This is a genomic window from Alishewanella sp. d11, from assembly GCF_049390205.1.
GTDB lineage: Bacteria > Pseudomonadota > Gammaproteobacteria > Enterobacterales > Alteromonadaceae > Alishewanella.
Genome location: NZ_CP186547.1, coordinates 288,609 through 303,858, shown reverse-complemented (window position 1 = coordinate 303,858; position 15,250 = coordinate 288,609). Strand labels below are relative to the sequence as shown.

At 46.6% G+C, this 15,250-nt stretch carries 13 protein-coding genes; 6 read left to right on the top strand and 7 right to left on the bottom strand.

Going from position 1 to position 15,250, the window contains the following annotated elements:
* The first annotated feature begins 388 nt into the window (after nt 1-388).
* Nucleotides 389-1,885: a BAR domain-like protein A BdpA gene (bdpA, locus tag ACO1PK_RS01470; protein WP_423186916.1), complete on the top strand. Its 1,497-nt coding sequence runs from the start codon at nt 389-391 to the stop codon at nt 1,883-1,885.
* A gap of 94 nt (nt 1,886-1,979) precedes the next feature.
* Nucleotides 1,980-2,378, top strand: a complete 399-nt coding sequence (locus ACO1PK_RS01465; protein ID WP_423186915.1) for a cytochrome b562 — start codon at nt 1,980-1,982, stop codon at nt 2,376-2,378.
* 114 nt (nt 2,379-2,492) lie between these two features.
* Here the strand turns inward: ACO1PK_RS01465 and ACO1PK_RS01460 are convergent, their stop codons facing one another.
* Nucleotides 2,493-3,191 carry a YebC/PmpR family DNA-binding transcriptional regulator gene (locus tag ACO1PK_RS01460; RefSeq protein ID WP_423186914.1) on the bottom strand — a complete coding sequence of 233 codons (699 nt, stop codon included), beginning with the start codon at nt 3,189-3,191 and terminating at the stop codon, nt 2,493-2,495.
* A 134-nt stretch (nt 3,192-3,325) separates the two neighbouring features.
* Here ACO1PK_RS01460 and ACO1PK_RS01455 point away from each other — a divergent pair, with 134 nt between their 5' ends.
* Together ACO1PK_RS01455 and ACO1PK_RS01450 are read left to right on the top strand one after the other, a co-directional pair.
* The gene (locus ACO1PK_RS01455; RefSeq protein WP_423186913.1) at nt 3,326-3,919 is read left to right on the top strand and encodes an HAD family hydrolase; all 594 of its coding nucleotides are present in this window, start codon (nt 3,326-3,328) and stop codon (nt 3,917-3,919) included.
* A gap of 189 nt (nt 3,920-4,108) precedes the next feature.
* Complete coding sequence (locus ACO1PK_RS01450; protein ID WP_423186912.1) at nt 4,109-5,065, top strand: GGDEF domain-containing protein; 957 nt, start codon at nt 4,109-4,111, stop codon at nt 5,063-5,065.
* Between the two features lie 7 nt (nt 5,066-5,072).
* On the opposite strand, the gene ACO1PK_RS01445 is transcribed toward ACO1PK_RS01450, so the two are convergent.
* On the bottom strand, nt 5,073-8,171 hold the full coding sequence (locus ACO1PK_RS01445; RefSeq protein ID WP_423186911.1) for a transglycosylase domain-containing protein: 3,099 nt from the start codon (nt 8,169-8,171) through the stop codon (nt 5,073-5,075).
* A gap of 9 nt (nt 8,172-8,180) precedes the next feature.
* Nucleotides 8,181-9,263, bottom strand: coding sequence for a ferrochelatase (hemH, locus tag ACO1PK_RS01440; protein WP_423186910.1), 1,083 nt, complete (start codon nt 9,261-9,263; stop codon nt 8,181-8,183).
* 233 nt (nt 9,264-9,496) lie between these two features.
* On the opposite strand from hemH, the gene ACO1PK_RS01435 reads away from it, so the two are divergent.
* Both ACO1PK_RS01435 and ACO1PK_RS01430 read left to right on the top strand, forming a co-directional pair.
* The gene (locus ACO1PK_RS01435; RefSeq protein WP_423186909.1) at nt 9,497-9,934 is read left to right on the top strand and encodes a hypothetical protein; all 438 of its coding nucleotides are present in this window, start codon (nt 9,497-9,499) and stop codon (nt 9,932-9,934) included.
* Nucleotides 9,931-11,016 (top strand): PQQ-dependent sugar dehydrogenase, encoded by a 1,086-nt coding sequence (locus ACO1PK_RS01430; RefSeq protein ID WP_423186908.1) that lies wholly within the window; start codon nt 9,931-9,933, stop codon nt 11,014-11,016. Before ACO1PK_RS01435 ends, ACO1PK_RS01430 begins: the two co-directional genes overlap by 4 nt.
* 96 nt (nt 11,017-11,112) lie before the next feature.
* Here ACO1PK_RS01430 and ACO1PK_RS01425 read toward each other — a convergent pair whose 3' ends face one another.
* The 4 genes from ACO1PK_RS01425 to trpCF form a co-directional block, all read right to left on the bottom strand.
* Nucleotides 11,113-11,592, bottom strand: a complete 480-nt coding sequence (locus ACO1PK_RS01425) for an FKBP-type peptidyl-prolyl cis-trans isomerase (protein WP_423186907.1) — start codon at nt 11,590-11,592, stop codon at nt 11,113-11,115.
* A gap of 189 nt (nt 11,593-11,781) precedes the next feature.
* Nucleotides 11,782-12,582 carry a tryptophan synthase subunit alpha gene (gene trpA / locus ACO1PK_RS01420; protein WP_423186906.1) on the bottom strand — a complete coding sequence of 267 codons (801 nt, stop codon included), beginning with the start codon at nt 12,580-12,582 and terminating at the stop codon, nt 11,782-11,784.
* Entirely contained in the window at nt 12,582-13,808 is a 1,227-nt protein-coding gene (gene trpB / locus ACO1PK_RS01415; protein WP_423186905.1) for a tryptophan synthase subunit beta, read from the bottom strand. The genes trpA and trpB overlap by 1 nt, the downstream gene beginning before the upstream one ends.
* Before the next feature lie 42 nt (nt 13,809-13,850).
* Nucleotides 13,851-15,245, bottom strand: coding sequence for a bifunctional indole-3-glycerol-phosphate synthase TrpC/phosphoribosylanthranilate isomerase TrpF (trpCF, locus tag ACO1PK_RS01410; protein ID WP_423188254.1), 1,395 nt, complete (start codon nt 15,243-15,245; stop codon nt 13,851-13,853).
* Nucleotides 15,246-15,250: the final 5 nt, after the last annotated feature.

Sequence of the window (15,250 nt, the reverse complement as noted above, 5' to 3'; positions counted from 1 at the left end):
ATGCACATAATTGACATATTGGCCAAGACAAAGCAGCGCCGCTTTGACAAGTTCAGAATATCAATGGGATGAAACGACCTCTGCTCGACGCAGAGAAAAACTAATTATTGAACCATTCGGAGAGATAAAACGGTGAACAGTAGTAGCTATGGCGATTAAAAGCGCATTTTTGCATACCGTCCTCCGTAAATTTGAAAGGGATTAAGAATTCATTTGCATTTTAAAGTGTCTTATTCATCGTAGCGTGTCAAGCGATTTTTTCAGTAATCTTTTCTAAGGTTGTTTATCTGCAATGGCTAATTGCTGCGGTTAGAGGCTATTGCTACTATAAGCGCTAACTGCTGGTTTGTCTGTTTTAGACTGTGTTGCCAGTATTTCGAGGTTATCCATGCGTCATATTGCGATCTTATGCGGTTTTATGTTGGCTGCGCCCGTTTTTGCTAAGCCGGTCAGTACAGTCTTTAGTAGTGATTTTGAGCAAGGTGGCTTAACGCAGTGGCGGCAATTGGGGGATTGTCAGTTAACGTCCGAACTTGTTCGAAGCGGTGAGGGGGCGTTACGTTGTGCTCAAGGTAACTCGAGTTTGTTTAGTCGCGCTGCTTTAACTGAGCAAGGCTTGCTAGAGTTGTGGGTGTTGCCGGAATCGGAGCAGACAAGCTATCGTATACAAGTTTTAGTGTCTGATAGCAATGCGTTAGACAGTACTTGGCAACCTGTGGCCTTGATCGAGCAGCCGTTAGGAAGCTCAGGCTATAAAGCGCACCGTATTTCAATTGATGATCCCGGCCGTAAATTTTTACGCTTAGACATCGAAGCTCTGCATGGTTTTGTGCAAATCGATGATCTGCATATTGAGCGGATATTGCTGGGGACAGCGTTGCATAAAAATGAGCAGCGTATCATTAGCGGCATTTTAGACAAATTACGTCGTGATCAAAATATTGCATTGCAAGCGGAATCATTTCGCACGCTTGGTACTAATTATGCTGCCCAGCTTGAGATTCAGCGACAATATCTGGACTATGCCAATGCGTTACATTCTGGGATTTCTTTGGTCTTAGCGAGCTCTGAGCGCAATAAGATGTCTAATCCTATGGCTTATGCCAGCTTTCGTAACATTATCAGTGACACGAAACGCGTCAGTTCCAAATTACAGCAAGCGCGTTTAAATTCGATGATCAAACCCTTCGGCGATTTAGTTACCGCAACGCTTAATGTGGTTAGTGCAGGTACTTATGCTGCGTTTGCTGAGCCGTTTAAATCTTTTTTGGCGATGAGCTTTGATCGTTCTAGCTACCAAAATGCGGGGTTAAGCCGTGCCGATAGAAAGTTTGCTGAAGCCAATGGCTTAAAGATCTATCAAGATGCCGAACGCTTTTTAAATGAGTTAGAGCGTGAACTGCAGCAAGTGAGCCAATTAGAGAGTGACTTAGCGCAAATTTTACTGACCATTGATAGCTATCGGCGAGAGTTAGAAAAGCATCTAAGAGACAGCTTGCTGCATGCCAATATTGCCGGTTCTAAAGAAAATATAAGTCGGGTATTGAGTAAAGATGAAAACGTTAGACAACAACTTATTGAAGCGGTTGCGGGTAATATTAGCTTAAAAGCAGGGAGTTATCTAAACGATGGCAATAATACGGAGTTAATCCGTTTTGTGCTAAAAACCTCTGAGTTGTTAGACGCGATGCAAAGTTATAAAGATGGTTTTAACCAGATCACCTCGGCAATGTTGACTTACTATGAGCGATTTGAGCGCTCTATCGCAGCGGAACAAAATCCCTTTACTGAAAAAGCCGATCGTGAGGCATGGGAAAATCATGCTCGAAAAGCAAGAGAATATTTACAGCAATCAAAAGCGTCTTTTACAAAAGCTTATTTATAACGAGGCGTTTTCGGTTATTTGCATAGCAAAGGTCAACACACCCCAGAGAAGATTGGGTTATAATGGCACACTAATTACCCAAGATGAGGAAATTATGGTTAAGGTCACTGTGTTAGCTACATTGTTTTGTGTCGGTCTGACGTCAGCTATGGCAAGTCAGCCTGTTAAACTAGAAACAACCATGAAAACGATGGGTTTTGCATTTCGTCAAGCCACTGAGGCCAGTACCACGGCAGAAGCGTTGCCGTTTTTGGAAAAGTTGCATGGCTTAACTCAACAAGCAAAAATGGCCCCTATGCCATCTGACAAAGCCGCGGTGTTCAATGAAGGGCTTGATAAAGTGTTAGCCGAGTTAGTGTTGGCGAAGCAAGCGGTAGCGAATGATGATATGGCTAAATTACAGCAGCATCTAAAGCAGGTAGACGCGTTAAAAAAGCAGTATCACAAAAAGCGCCGCTTTAGTTTCTGGCAGCTTATTTTTGGCAAGGTATAGAAATTGGACACAGTTGCGTTGCAGCATATAGCTTAAGTGGAATTCTTTGCTATGGCAGCCGTATCTGAGGTTGGATGGGGTTATCTCACCTAGGTACAGCTGCCCGTAAGGTCGTTAGGCTAGACCAACATAGACGTTTTGCACGTCATCATCGTTATCAATTGCATCTAAGAAGGCTTCAACTTCTGCTTGAGCTGCTTCATCTAAACTAACAGGGTTGTTTGCGCGATAAACTAATTTTGCTGAGTGCACTTCAAAACCAAAATCGGGTAACGCTTTGGCTACGGCATCTAAGTCGGTGCTTTCCGTTAAGAAAATGACTTCACCGTCTTCGCCTTGTTCAAAATCTTGGGCGCCGGCTTCAATGGCAGCCAGTTCTAAATCTGCATCGGCACTCGTGGCTACCGCTTCAATTTGACCAAGGTGTTTAAAGTCCCAAGATACTGAGCCTGAGCTGCCTAATTGACCTTTGCGGAACAATAAACGCATACTTTGTGCACTGCGATTTTTGTTATCCGTTAAACATTCCACTATTACCGGTACCTGATGCGGTGCAAAACCTTCATATACCACCGTTTCGTAGTTTACAGGGCCATCGAGTAAGCCTGCGCCTTTTTTAATGGCTCGTTCCAGCGTATCTTTAGGCATAGAAGCTTTTTTCGCTACTTCGATGGCTGAGCGCAATTTGGCGTTCATGGCAGGATCTGCGCCATTGCGCGCGGCAACCATAATCTCTTTAGCAAGTTTAGTAAAAATGCGGCCTCTGGCATTGGCGGCATCCATTTTATGCTTGTTTTTCCACTGAGCACCCATAATGAAATCCTGTTAAGCTAGCAATAAAAAATTTAGGTGGGCTAGTCTAGCGAAAACCGCGCTTTTATAGCAACCGCCAGCGGGAGTTTTTACGTATAAAACCCTCGATATGATAAAGATAAACAGGAGCAGTAATGAACCTTACGCATATTAATGCGATAGCCTTTGATTTAGACGGAACCTTGGTTGATTCCAGATTAGATTTTGCCGCGATTTGCGATGACATTGGTTGGCCCAGAGGCACACCCTTATTAGAAAAACTGGCGCAGCTGGATGCGACTGCAGAAGCTGAGCGAGCCAATGCTATTATTCGTGCGCATGAGTTGGCTGGCGCAAGAGCTGCCAGTTGGATGCCGGGGGCTGCAGAGTGTGTGCAATACCTGTATGAGCAAAACTATCCGTTGGCGATTTTGACCCGTAATATGCGAGAAGCGACTACGCTGATGGTAGAGCGTTTACAAATCCCCATTTCGTTGGTGCTGACTAGAGAAGATTGTGCTGCTAAACCTGATCCAGAAGGGTTATTACTGATTGCCAATAAATTAGCGGTACCTTGCGAGCAAATGTTATATGTTGGCGATTATCTGTTTGATTTACAAGTTGCCGCTAATGCGGGTGCTGCTTCTTGTTTATACCTGAATGGCGAAAACGATCTTTACCTTGAGCAGTCTGATTATGCTATTTCACATTTTTCGCAGTTAGTTGCTGCTTTTGTAAACAGTAAATAAAACAGTTATCTCTAAAATGCTACAGAGTTGGCAGTATTGCTCAGCATAAGCAGCAACTGTTGCCTTTAAGAATGATTTGACTTTATAGTGGGCTAATAACACCAGTTTTTAAAAGGGTCGTTCTTGTTTAACTGTACCAACCTCGTAGAGCTTGTAAAATCAAGGTTACAGCAAGATTTTTATCTGGCAATGATCACACTTGTTGGCCTCCTGATTTTTGCCTGTGTTACACCCTATGCGATTTTCCGATTTTATGCTGGTGATTGGGTAGTAGGTACAGTTGATCTTGTGATCGTGTTATCAGCCATTGGAGCCGTGTTTTATTCTTGGCGAACCGGCGACACGGTTAAATCTGGGCAGTTTTTGGCGCTGATTTTTTGTATTGGTGCCGTGATAGTGTGTATCAGTCTTGATATAAACGGCCTGGTTTGGATCTATCCGTTACTGGTCTTTATTTTTTTCCTGGTATCGGCCACTCGCGCTGTGATTTTTTCTTCTCTGCTTTTACTTGCATTGGCGCTGATTGATTTGCTCTGGCCTACAATAATTTTTGCAAATCGTTTTCAAATGACCTCTTTTTTGGTTACCGCCTTTATGAGTAGCTTTTTTGCGTATGTGTTTGCCTATCGCACACAACGGCAACGCTTTGAGCTAAAAAAATTGGCCAGTATTGATAGTTTGACTGGTGCAGGCAATCGACACACTTTAAATCAAGAACTGGAACAAGCTGTTTTGTTAAAACGAAAGTTAGACCGGCGTTTTGCAATAATTTTGTTTGATTTAGATTTTTTCAAACAAATCAACGATGGCTATGGTCATAAAGTCGGTGATCAAACGTTAATTCAGCTGGTTCCCATTATTTCTGGCATGATCAGGCAAACCGATCAGGTATTTCGGTATGGTGGTGAAGAGTTTTTAGTCTTGTTACGTGAAATTGAACCTCAACATTTGCTCGCACTGGCTGAAAAAATTCGTCTTGGCGTTGAACAAAAGTTGCGTCTACCCGATGGTAAAGCGGTTACCCTATCGGCCGGTATTGCAGTTTTGCAAGATAATGAAGACTGGGAGCAGTGGTTACATCGCGCCGACATGGCTCTGTATCAAGCTAAAAATAATGGCCGCAACCAAGTTATTGCTGCGGCCTAATTAAGGGTTACAGAGGGCAGGTATCTTGTTGTTTTAGCAAGGGCATCAACAGCGGTGCCATGCCATTTAATACTTGCAAAGGTAAGGCAGAGGTAAAGAAATACTCTTCCGCCGCATTGCCAGGTAAATAGACGCTAATCACCCCAAAGTACTTATCGCTAAAGTAAAAAGCAAAGGTTGCCGTGCGATTTAACGCTCGGGATTGTACGGTTTCGCCGCGGCTGTTGACGGTACTAATCCGGTTATCACCCGTGCCGGTTTTACCACCAATTAAACTGATATCAGGTAACTGTGCTAAGCTGTAATGCGCCAGTAAACGTCTACCCGTTCCCTGCTGTACCACGCCAGCTAGACTCTCGCGCAGTACTTGCGCGACCTCAGGGGCCATCACGCGCTCGGTTTGAACTTGGGTGCGGCTTAGCCTAGTGGCATAAGGCGTATTTTCAGCAAAATGTAACGATTCAACGCGGAACATCGGCAAGCGTCTACCGCCATTTTGAATAATACCTAAGAGTTCGGCTAAGGCGGCTGGCCGATCGCCAGAGCTGCCCAAAGCGGTAGCGAGCGAAGGCACTAGGAAATCAAAAGGGTAGCCCAGGCGTTGCCAACGCTGATGGATATCCCAAAAAGCTTCTATTTCCAGCATGGTGCGGATACGGTTATCGCGCGCACTACGTGATTGCGTGCGGAATAGCCATTGATAGGCTTGTTGGCGCACATCGGCACTTAGCGAAATGGCTTCCGACAAGCTGGGTGTGGCGGTTTGCTGTAGATAGGCCAATAACCACAGTTCTAACGGATGACTCCTCGCTAAATAGGCTTGATCCGGCAAGCTAAATTCTGCTGGCGCATATTTTTGATAAAGTTGCCGCCATTGCGCTGCGCTAAGTGGGTTGTCGCTAAAACGCTGTTGCATAAAAGCAATAAAGTCTGCTTCGCTTTGTTCTGGATTGATAAAGCGATAACCCGCACTTAAACGATCTGGCGTTTGCCGTAACCCACTTAAAAATACTTCCAAGCGCTGCTCTGTACTCAATTTATGGTATTTGCGCCAAAAGCGTTGCAAAAAGGTAACGCCTTCATGATCCGCAAAACGACGTAAATACTGCTCCCGCCGTGGGTCATTATCATTTTTCAACAGCTGGTAACTGCTGGTTTCGCCATGATGAATACTGTATTGCACAATTTCTTGGGTCAGTCTTACGAAGGGCAGGTTAATTGATTCATTTAACGATTGACGCAAGGTTGGCGTCATTTTGTCTTCTTCGCGACGGAAATTGCTAAAGGTATGTAAGCCGCCGCCAGTGAAAAAGCTGGTGCGGGGATCTGCGGAAAACTCACGATCTAAAGCGGCATTTAGCATAGTGATTAAGCTAACACCTGGGTTAGCGATTAAAAAATTGACTGCCCACTGACTTAGCTGATCCTGAGGGGCGATCTCTAAAAATGCTAAGTCAGCTGCTGACTCTTCAGCATAAAGCTGATGCAGTTCTGCCACCATCTCTAAGTACGTTGTGAGCATACGGAGTTTTGCCGTAGAGCCCAGCTCTAACTTACTGCCTTCGTTAAGATCAAACGGCTGATCGGCATGATTATCCGTTTGTACCCGTAATTTATTACCCGTTGGCGTGCTTTCATATAAAGTAAAACTGTATTTAACGCCTTGGATCTGATCTTCACGAAGCAACCGAGCGCCAATAATTCCGGCATTGCTGGCGTAAGGTTGTCTCTCCAGCTGATTTAAGTACTGGTTTATTTTGGTTTGTAATGGCAAGTTAAGTGTGGTTTGCACTGTCAGATCTAATCTGTCTGTTTGGTATAAACTACGATCTAATAACGCGGCTACGCGGTTGCGAACCAATAACGCCGTCTTGTCTAATTTTCGTGGTGCAGGCCGAGTGGCTTGCTGAAACTGCAGCTTTTGATTGCTGGTAACGTCAAACCAAGCTTGATTGATAATGCCAAATTGGCGCAGTAAACGCAGATGGCTATCAACTAACTGTTCTAGCTCCACTCGACCTTGTAATAAATAAAAACTCGGGCGGCGCTGTGCAATGAATAAAGCTAACACCTGACGCAACGCTTGACCGTGCTCTGCCGCTGGGTTGTTAGCTTGTAATAGCTGATTTACCTGTTTAGCATCAGAACCAAACCAGGCCGCGAGGCCATCTGCTATGCCATGTACTTCGCCCGTTTGCGGTGTCGCAGCTAACGGCACGGTATTGATATAGTCTAAAGCGATTTGTTTTCGTCTTTCCAGCGTTTCTAAACCGGGTTGATAGGCTCGTACGGTAGCCGATAACATTTGTCGGAATTTATCGCTAAAACCAGAAGTAAAGCCTTGCGGGGAGTGCCGATATTTTTCGATTTGCGTGGCCAATGTACTGCCACCTGCAGCAGCAACATCTTGACCAAGCAACTGTTTAACTTGTCCAACGATCGCTGCCGCTAACCGCGTCCATTCAATAGCCGGGTTAGTCAGTGGTGCATGTTGAAACAAGTTACGGTTTTCAATAAACAATAAGGTACGCAGCATTAGGGGCGCGATTTCAGAAAACTGCGAAAATTGCACTGCTGGGCTTTGAAAACTAAATAGGCTTTGTTGACGACAATCAAAAACCGCTAAGCCCCATTGCGTTTTTTCAGCATAAGGTGGGTAAAACCCCCAGTTAGCATAGTGTTGTAGCGCAGGAGAAAAGCGACTTTGCTCGGTGATACTAAAGCCATGCTGATTCAGCTTGGGTAGCCATGTTGCGATATGATCATAGCCGGCGCGTTGGTCAAAGGGGCCTGCTTCGGGATAAACCGGCTTAGATCCAGCAGGTGCTGGCCCTTCGCCAAGTTGAAAGGTTAATTGCGACGCTAACCAGTGAAACACTCTGGCTTGCAGATAACTAGTGCGTAGCTCTTGGTAAAGAAGCCCTGCTACACATACCAAGAGCAGCAACCAAAGTAACCATTTGAGTGGCTTCCAGTTGCGTACTCTTGGCGATTTTACCTCTTTCCGCGTCTCTCGGATGTTATCAAAACGGCGTCGAGGGGCAAGCGGTGGCGCTTCACCTGAAGGCTCACCAATGTAGGGTTCTACTTTTCTTTCATTAGACATAAATCAAGCTTATTTCACTTCCTGTGAGTTTAGTGTCTTGGCACGCGCTAAACGCTCTGGATCTGCAGAGACTTGCCAGCCTTGCAGATTATCAGTGATTAACTGACAAAGTGCTGCGATATGATCTGCGCGATCATTTAGCGCACTGATATATTCATAACGCTCGCCGCCGGCATGTTCAAAGTATTCTTTATTTTCTTCACCAATTTCCTCAATGGTTTCTAAACAGTCGGCAGAAAACCCTGGACAAAAAACTTGTACGCTTTTTACCCCTTGGCTGGGAAGGGCTTTTAAGGTTTCATCAGTATAAGGTTTTAACCATTCTTCCCGACCAAAACGTGATTGAAAGGTCGTCAGGTATTGCGTTTTACTTAAACCTAATTGCTCGGCAATTAAGCGCGAGGTTTTGTAGCATTCGCAATGATAGGGATCGCCATTGAGTAAATACCGTTTTGGAATACCATGGAAAGAAAACAACAATTTATCGGCCTGGCCGTGCACTTGCCAATGCTCGCGGATCCGATTAGCACAGGCGGTAATATAAGCAGGGTAATCATGATAATGGCTAATAAACCGGAAATCGGGTATCCAGCGACGCTGCATAAAATCTCGGGCTAATTCGTCAAAGCTCGAGGCCGTGGTGGATGCAGAATATTGTGGGTATAAAGGCAATACCAGCAACTTGCGAACGCCCTGAGCCATTAAACGCTCGATGGCACTGGCAAAGCTTGGGTTACCGTAGCGCATGGCGAAGTCTACCACGATATTTTCGTGGCCAGCCTCTTTTAGTGCTGCTTGCACGGCTTGGGTTTGCTGCACGGTATGAAACATCAATGGCGAACCTTGCTCGGTAAACACCGTCGCATAGGCTTTCGCAGAGCGACGTGGCCGGATATTTAAGATCACTCCATTTAGAATGCACCACCATAACAAGCGTGGCACTTCCACCACCCGAGGATCAGATAAAAACTGTTTCAAATAGCGTTTTAAAGCTTTTGGAGTTGGTTCATCGGGGGTACCAAGATTGGTCAGTAAGACGCCAATTTTATCGGCTTGAGCGTGGCTAAAATCTTTGGTGTTGATAAAACCCATAGTCGTTTTTACTCTCTTTATTTTAAAAAGTGGCCTTACGGCGGCGGGTTAGCATCAGATCTGTTAGTTGACTGATCTTAGCAGTTTCAAAGACGTAAAAATATTACCTGTAAGAGATAAAGTTGAGTTTCTAAAGCAAATGCCCTAACGTAATACTCGGTGAAACAAGGTTGCTATGCAAGCTCAACAACATTTTATTTTGAAAGTGAATAACCCGGAAAGCTGGAGCAAAATTGAAAACAATATTGTGGTTTGTCTTGGCAGTGTTAGCGGCAGCGATATTAGGTTCTGTGCTGCAAAGCATCTTTAATCTGTTTGCTATTGCCAATCTAGTTGGTGCTGTGCCTGTCAGTTTATGGTTGAGTACTATTGGCTTTGATTTAGTTAATTTTATGCCAATTCTCGCCGTTATTTTTTTGCCTATTATGCTGCTTAGCCTATTAGCAACCCGCTTTTTGAGACGTTTAATCAAACTCTCATTATTGCCGGCCAGTTTTGGCGTTACAGTGTTAGCGACTTGGCTGGCTTTGCTGCTAATCAACCATTTTGTGCCTATGCCAACTTTGATTGCACTTAATCGTAGCACTATTGGCACGTTACTTTTAATCAGTTGTAGTGGGACAGCGGTTATGTTGTTTTACTTTATGGCTTACCAGCGGAGAACCTTATGATGCGCGCCCTAGTATTCGCTCTAAGTTTAAGCTTACCGCTTTATGCTGCGCAGACGCCGCAGATAGAAAAAGTCGCGACAGATTTAGACTTTCCTTGGAGTGTCGCGTTTTTGCCTGATGGCGGCTTTTTAGTCACTGAAAGAACGGGACAATTGGTACACCTGTCGGCGCAAGGCGGCTTGCTCAGTCGAGTGCAGGTCGAGCTACCTAATTTGTTTGTCGCCGCGCAGGGCGGTTTATTAGATATTCATCTGGCCGCGGATTTTGCGCAAACGGGTAAACTGTTCCTCAGTTATGCATGCGGTAAGTTACAGGCTAATAGCACCTGTTTAGCCAGTGCCATTTGGAGCGAGCAGGGCTTAAGCACGATTCGGCCAATCTTTCATGCACAACCCGATCGGCAAGGTGCCGCACATTACGGTGGTCGTATCGCCTTGCTGCCAGATAATAGTTTGTTACTCACACTGGGTGATGGTTTTGATTATCGTGAGCAGGCGCAAGATAAAGCCAATCATCTTGGTAAAATCGTGCGGCTAACGGAAGACGGTAAAGCGCCGCCAGATAATCCTTTTTTCGGACAGAGCGGTATTGCGCCTGAACTGTTCACGTTAGGCCATCGCAACGTGCAGGGCATTGTATTCGATGCGGTGACTCAGCAGGTGTTTAGTCACGAACATGGACCAAGAGGCGGGGACGAGCTAAACCTGCTGCAAGCCGGCGTTAACTATGGCTGGCCTGTTGCGACTTATGGCATTGATTACACGGGCGCACGCATTTCGCCTTTTACAGAATATGCTGGTATGCAAGCGCCGCTGTATGTTTGGACCCCGTCCATCGCTCCGGCGGGCATGGCTATCTATCGTGGTAATTTATTTGAGGGATGGCAAGGTAGTATCTTAGTCAGTGCGCTTGCAGGCAAGGCGTTACATCGACTGACTATGGAGAATGGTCGCGTAGCGGCAGAAGAAGTGCTATTGAAGGAGCAGGGTAGCCGGTTTCGCGATGTACGAACTGGACCTGACGGTGCAATCTACCTGCTGACTGATGGCCCTAACGGTCAACTGCTACGTCTTACCCCCTAATCCACCCCAACTTATCCACCGGTCTCCGGTACCGGCCAGAGCTCTGAGCTCAGACCGGTACCGGAGTCATGTGGATAAGTAAGGTGTTTATGCAGATTAGTGGTTATGACCACCTTCACCATGGGCATGACCATGGGCAATTTCGTCAGCAGTGGCTTCGCGGATGTTGATGACTTCAAGATCAAAGGTAACGGTTTTACCTGCCAGTGGATGATTGGTATCCACATCTGCTTTAAACATACCCACTTTCACTACTGTAACTTGGCGCTCGCCTTGCTCGGTTCTTAACCAAGCAACCATGCCGGGTTTCCATTTTTTCGCGCCTTGTAAATGTTTTACTTGAACGCTTTGAATGGCATCGTCTTGACGCTCACCATAAGCATCGGCTGGTGCAAGGGTCAATTGCAGCTTATCGCCAACCGCTTTACCGGTTAACTCGGCTTCTACCTTCGGAAACATCTGATTATGGCCATGTAAGTAAAGTAAAGGCGAGCCTTTACGTGAGCTTTCCAGCTCAGTGCCATTTTCGCTAAGGGTGTAATGAAATTGCACTACGCTGTTTTCTTGAATATGCATAAAAAATCTTCATTGGTTTATCGTGGGGCTATTATACCGAATGGCAAACAAGAATTGTTTCTAATATCACAGATATTTTGCAAACTTATCCACACGACTCCGGTACCGGCCGGAGCTCAGAGGTCATGCCGGTACCGGAGACCTGTGGATAAACTGGTAAGGCCGGTACCGGAGACGGGTGGATAAATGCTAGGTGGCGGCTTTCATGGCTTGGGCAAAGTTTTGTAAGGCCGGCAGCAAGACCGCAGGCTCATGCAGGTGTTGCTCGATTAACTTAACAATAGCTGAGCCACTAATGGCGCCGGCAGCACCGTTGGCAATGGCATCACGCACTTGATCTGGGCTGGAAATACCAAACCCTAATAGTGGTGGTGCTGGGTTATATTGCCGGATGCGATTAATTAGCTCTGCCGTTGGCATCGCTGCTTTGGTTTCGGCACCCGTCACACCGGCGCGGCTTAATAAATAGGTATAACCACGACCGTAAGACGCAATAGCCCGCAGATCATCGTCATCAACATTTGGCGGCACAATGTAAATAGGGGCAATATTGTGCGCCATGGCGGCCTGGCGAAACATTTTGCTTTCGTGCAGTGGCACATCGGCAATCAGTACCGAGTCAACACCAGCTTCAGCGGCCACGGCATAAAAACCCTCGACACCTTTGGCCATGACCAAGTTGGAGTAGAGCAATAAACCAATCGGGATATCGGCGGCATAGGCGCGGATTTTTTTAATCAGCGCAAAGCTCATCGCCGGCGTTACCCCAGCAGCCAGCGCCCGAATATTGGCATTTTGAATGGTTGGGCCATCGGCGATCGGATCTGAAAAGGGAATACCCAACTCTAAAGCATCGGCACCGCCATCAATCAGCGCTTTGATAATCTCAAAGGAGAGCTCTGGGTTAGGATCGCCCAAGGTCACAAAAGGCACAAAGGCGCCGCGTCCTTCCGTGGCTAAACGACTAAACATCTGTTGATAACGCTGCATTATACGGCTCCCGCTGTCGTTGCTGGTTCGGCCTGTTGCTGTGCTTGTGCGGCTAACACGCTATGCACATGGCTTAAATCTTTATCGCCGCGGCCGGATAAGTTAATCAGTAATACTTGTGGTGTGGTAGCGGCTGCGGCCAGTTTGAGGGCATAGGCTACCGCGTGTGAGCTTTCTAGCGCCGGGATAATGCCTTCGGCTTTAGCTAACAGCTGAAAAGCGGCTAAGGCTTCATCATCATTAATCGCAACGTACTCGGCACGACCACTTTGCTGCAAGAAGGTATGCTGTGGGCCCACTGCTGGGTAATCTAAACCAGCAGAGATGGAGTAAGACTCTTCAATCTGGCCCTCTGGGGTTTGCATAATGGCGGTATAGGCGCCGTGTAAAATCCCATAGCTACCAGTGCTCAGTGCCGCGCCGTGTTGATGGGTATTAATGCCCATGCCCCCTGGCTCAACGCCAATTAATTTCACATTTGGCTCGTCGATAAAATCGGCAAACATACCGATGGCATTTGAGCCGCCGCCAACACAAGCAATTACCGCATCAGGCAACTTACCTTCAGCTTGAAGAATTTGCGTCTTGGCTTCTTCGCCAATCATTCTTTGGAAATCGCGGACTATAGTGGGGAAAGGGTGCGGGCCTGCCGCAGTACCCAACATATAATGGGTGGTTTCATAGGTGGCGGACCAATCGCGCATCGCCTCATTTACCGCATCTTTTAAGGTTCCTGAGCCAGCGGTAACTGGGATCACGGTAGCGCCCATCAGTTTCATCCGAAACACATTCGGCTGCTGACGTTCGATATCTTTGGCACCCATATAGATGCGGCACTTTAGGCCGAGTAACGCACAGGCTAGGGCTGTCGCCACGCCATGTTGACCCGCGCCCGTTTCGGCAATCACTTCTTTTTTGCCCATGCGCTTGGTTAACAGAGCTTGGCCTAGTACCTGATTGGTTTTATGGGCACCGCCATGTAATAAATCTTCACGCTTTAAATAAATTTTTACCAACGGGTTGGGCGATAAATTGCGAGTTAGCGTTAGCGGCGTTGGCCTACCAGCATACTCGGTAAGCAGCTGTTGAAATTCCGCTAAAAATGCCGGATCTTGCTGGGCTTCGACAAAAGCCGTCTCCAGTTGTTTTAATGCCGGTACCAGTAATTGCGGCACAAACATACCGCCATACTGACCAAAATAAGGGTTTAGTTTAAGCTCACTCATTAGCGACTCTCTTTTATTAGCAGTAATCTATTAGCTCGAAAATTAATTTGCCTGCTTGGGGAGCAGATCAAATTGGCGAATTCTGGCAAAGGCTTGCACAACTTTGTTGGCATCTTTAATGCCGGGGGCGCTTTCTAAGCCTGAATTTAAATCTAAGCCAGCAACAGGCAAACCTAAGGCCTGACTAACATTGTCTGGGTTTAAGCCGCCGGCCAGCATAATTTTTTGCTGGCTTGTGGTGTTCTGTAGCAATTGCCAGTCGAAACTCAGGCCACTGCCGCCATGTTGCTGCGGATGAAAGCTATCCAGCAAAATGCGATCAGCATAAGGCGTAAACGTCGGTAAGGCCGCTTGCACCCGATAGGCTTTCCAAATCTCACAATTGGCAGGTAACGCAGTTTTAAGCTGCTGCAGGTAGCTGTCATCTTCATCGCCATGCAGTTGCACTGCACTTAATTTAAGCTGCTGCGCTATGCTGACAACCTCGTCTAGCGGGCTATCGACAAACACCCCGACAAAGTTAAGCGCAGCGGCTTGCACCAACGTCGCAGCTTGCTCTGGGCTTACATAACGTGGTGAGGCTTTAGCAAAAATCAACCCGCCAAAGTAGACACCGGCTTGCTTTACGGCTTGCACGTCCTCGATCCGAGTCAAGCCGCAGACCTTATGCTCGCCGATAATCAGTTTATGACAGGCTGCGGCTAAATCTGCTTCGGCCATTAGCGAGCTGCCTACCAAGAACGCATCCGCGACACTTAACAACTGGCGTACCTGCTGATTCTGATAAATACCTGACTCTGATACTACAGTGCGATCCGCTGGGATTAACGCCCGTAACCTAACGCTGGTGTTTAAATCGGTGCTTAGATCACGCAAGTTACGGTTATTAATGCCAATTAAATCCGCACCTAGAGCGACTGCGCGCGCGGTTTCTTGTTCGTTGCTAACTTCGGTGAGCACCGTCATCGCCAAATCTTTCGCGATGGCCGCTAATAAACGGTATTGGCGATCCGATAAAATAGACAACATTAACAGCACCGCATCGGCACCGGCTTCGCGCCCAGCATAGATTTGGTAAGGCTCAATAATAAAGTCTTTATGCAGTAGCGGTTTATCAGAAAGCTGCCGCATTGCTTTTAGATAATCATAGCTACCTTGAAAAAACCTGCTGTCGGTCAGTACCGAAATACAATCGGCATAGCTGTTGTACACACTGCTGATTTCAGCTAAATCAAAGACTGGCCGAATTAAACCTTTAGAGGGAGAGGCTTTTTTACACTCTAAAATAAAGCGGGCGCCGGGTTGCTGTAAAGCCGCCAAAAAGTTATTGCGGCTGGGCGTAACCAGATGGATAAAGTTATCCAGCGGTCGCTCGGCTGCCATAGCAGCTACTTCGCCTTGTTTATGGGCTACGATTTTGGCTAACACGCCTTCGATAACCA

What these genes read in the sequence shown, in the direction of transcription:
- trpB (WP_423186905.1), bottom strand. Translation starts at nt 13,808, where the DNA reads ATGAGTGAGCTTAAACTAAACCCTTATTTTGGTCAGTATGGCGGTATG.
- ACO1PK_RS01455 (WP_423186913.1), top strand. Translation starts at nt 3,326, where the DNA reads ATGAACCTTACGCATATTAATGCGATAGCCTTTGATTTAGACGGAACC.
- ACO1PK_RS01445 (WP_423186911.1), bottom strand. Translation starts at nt 8,171, where the DNA reads ATGTCTAATGAAAGAAAAGTAGAACCCTACATTGGTGAGCCTTCAGGT.
- trpA (WP_423186906.1), bottom strand. Translation starts at nt 12,582, where the DNA reads ATGCAGCGTTATCAACAGATGTTTAGTCGTTTAGCCACGGAAGGACGC.
- ACO1PK_RS01465 (WP_423186915.1), top strand. Translation starts at nt 1,980, where the DNA reads ATGGTTAAGGTCACTGTGTTAGCTACATTGTTTTGTGTCGGTCTGACG.
- ACO1PK_RS01460 (WP_423186914.1), bottom strand. Translation starts at nt 3,191, where the DNA reads ATGGGTGCTCAGTGGAAAAACAAGCATAAAATGGATGCCGCCAATGCC.
- hemH (WP_423186910.1), bottom strand. Translation starts at nt 9,263, where the DNA reads ATGGGTTTTATCAACACCAAAGATTTTAGCCACGCTCAAGCCGATAAA.
- ACO1PK_RS01425 (WP_423186907.1), bottom strand. Translation starts at nt 11,592, where the DNA reads ATGCATATTCAAGAAAACAGCGTAGTGCAATTTCATTACACCCTTAGC.
- bdpA (WP_423186916.1), top strand. Translation starts at nt 389, where the DNA reads ATGCGTCATATTGCGATCTTATGCGGTTTTATGTTGGCTGCGCCCGTT.
- ACO1PK_RS01450 (WP_423186912.1), top strand. Translation starts at nt 4,109, where the DNA reads ATGATCACACTTGTTGGCCTCCTGATTTTTGCCTGTGTTACACCCTAT.
- ACO1PK_RS01430 (WP_423186908.1), top strand. Translation starts at nt 9,931, where the DNA reads ATGATGCGCGCCCTAGTATTCGCTCTAAGTTTAAGCTTACCGCTTTAT.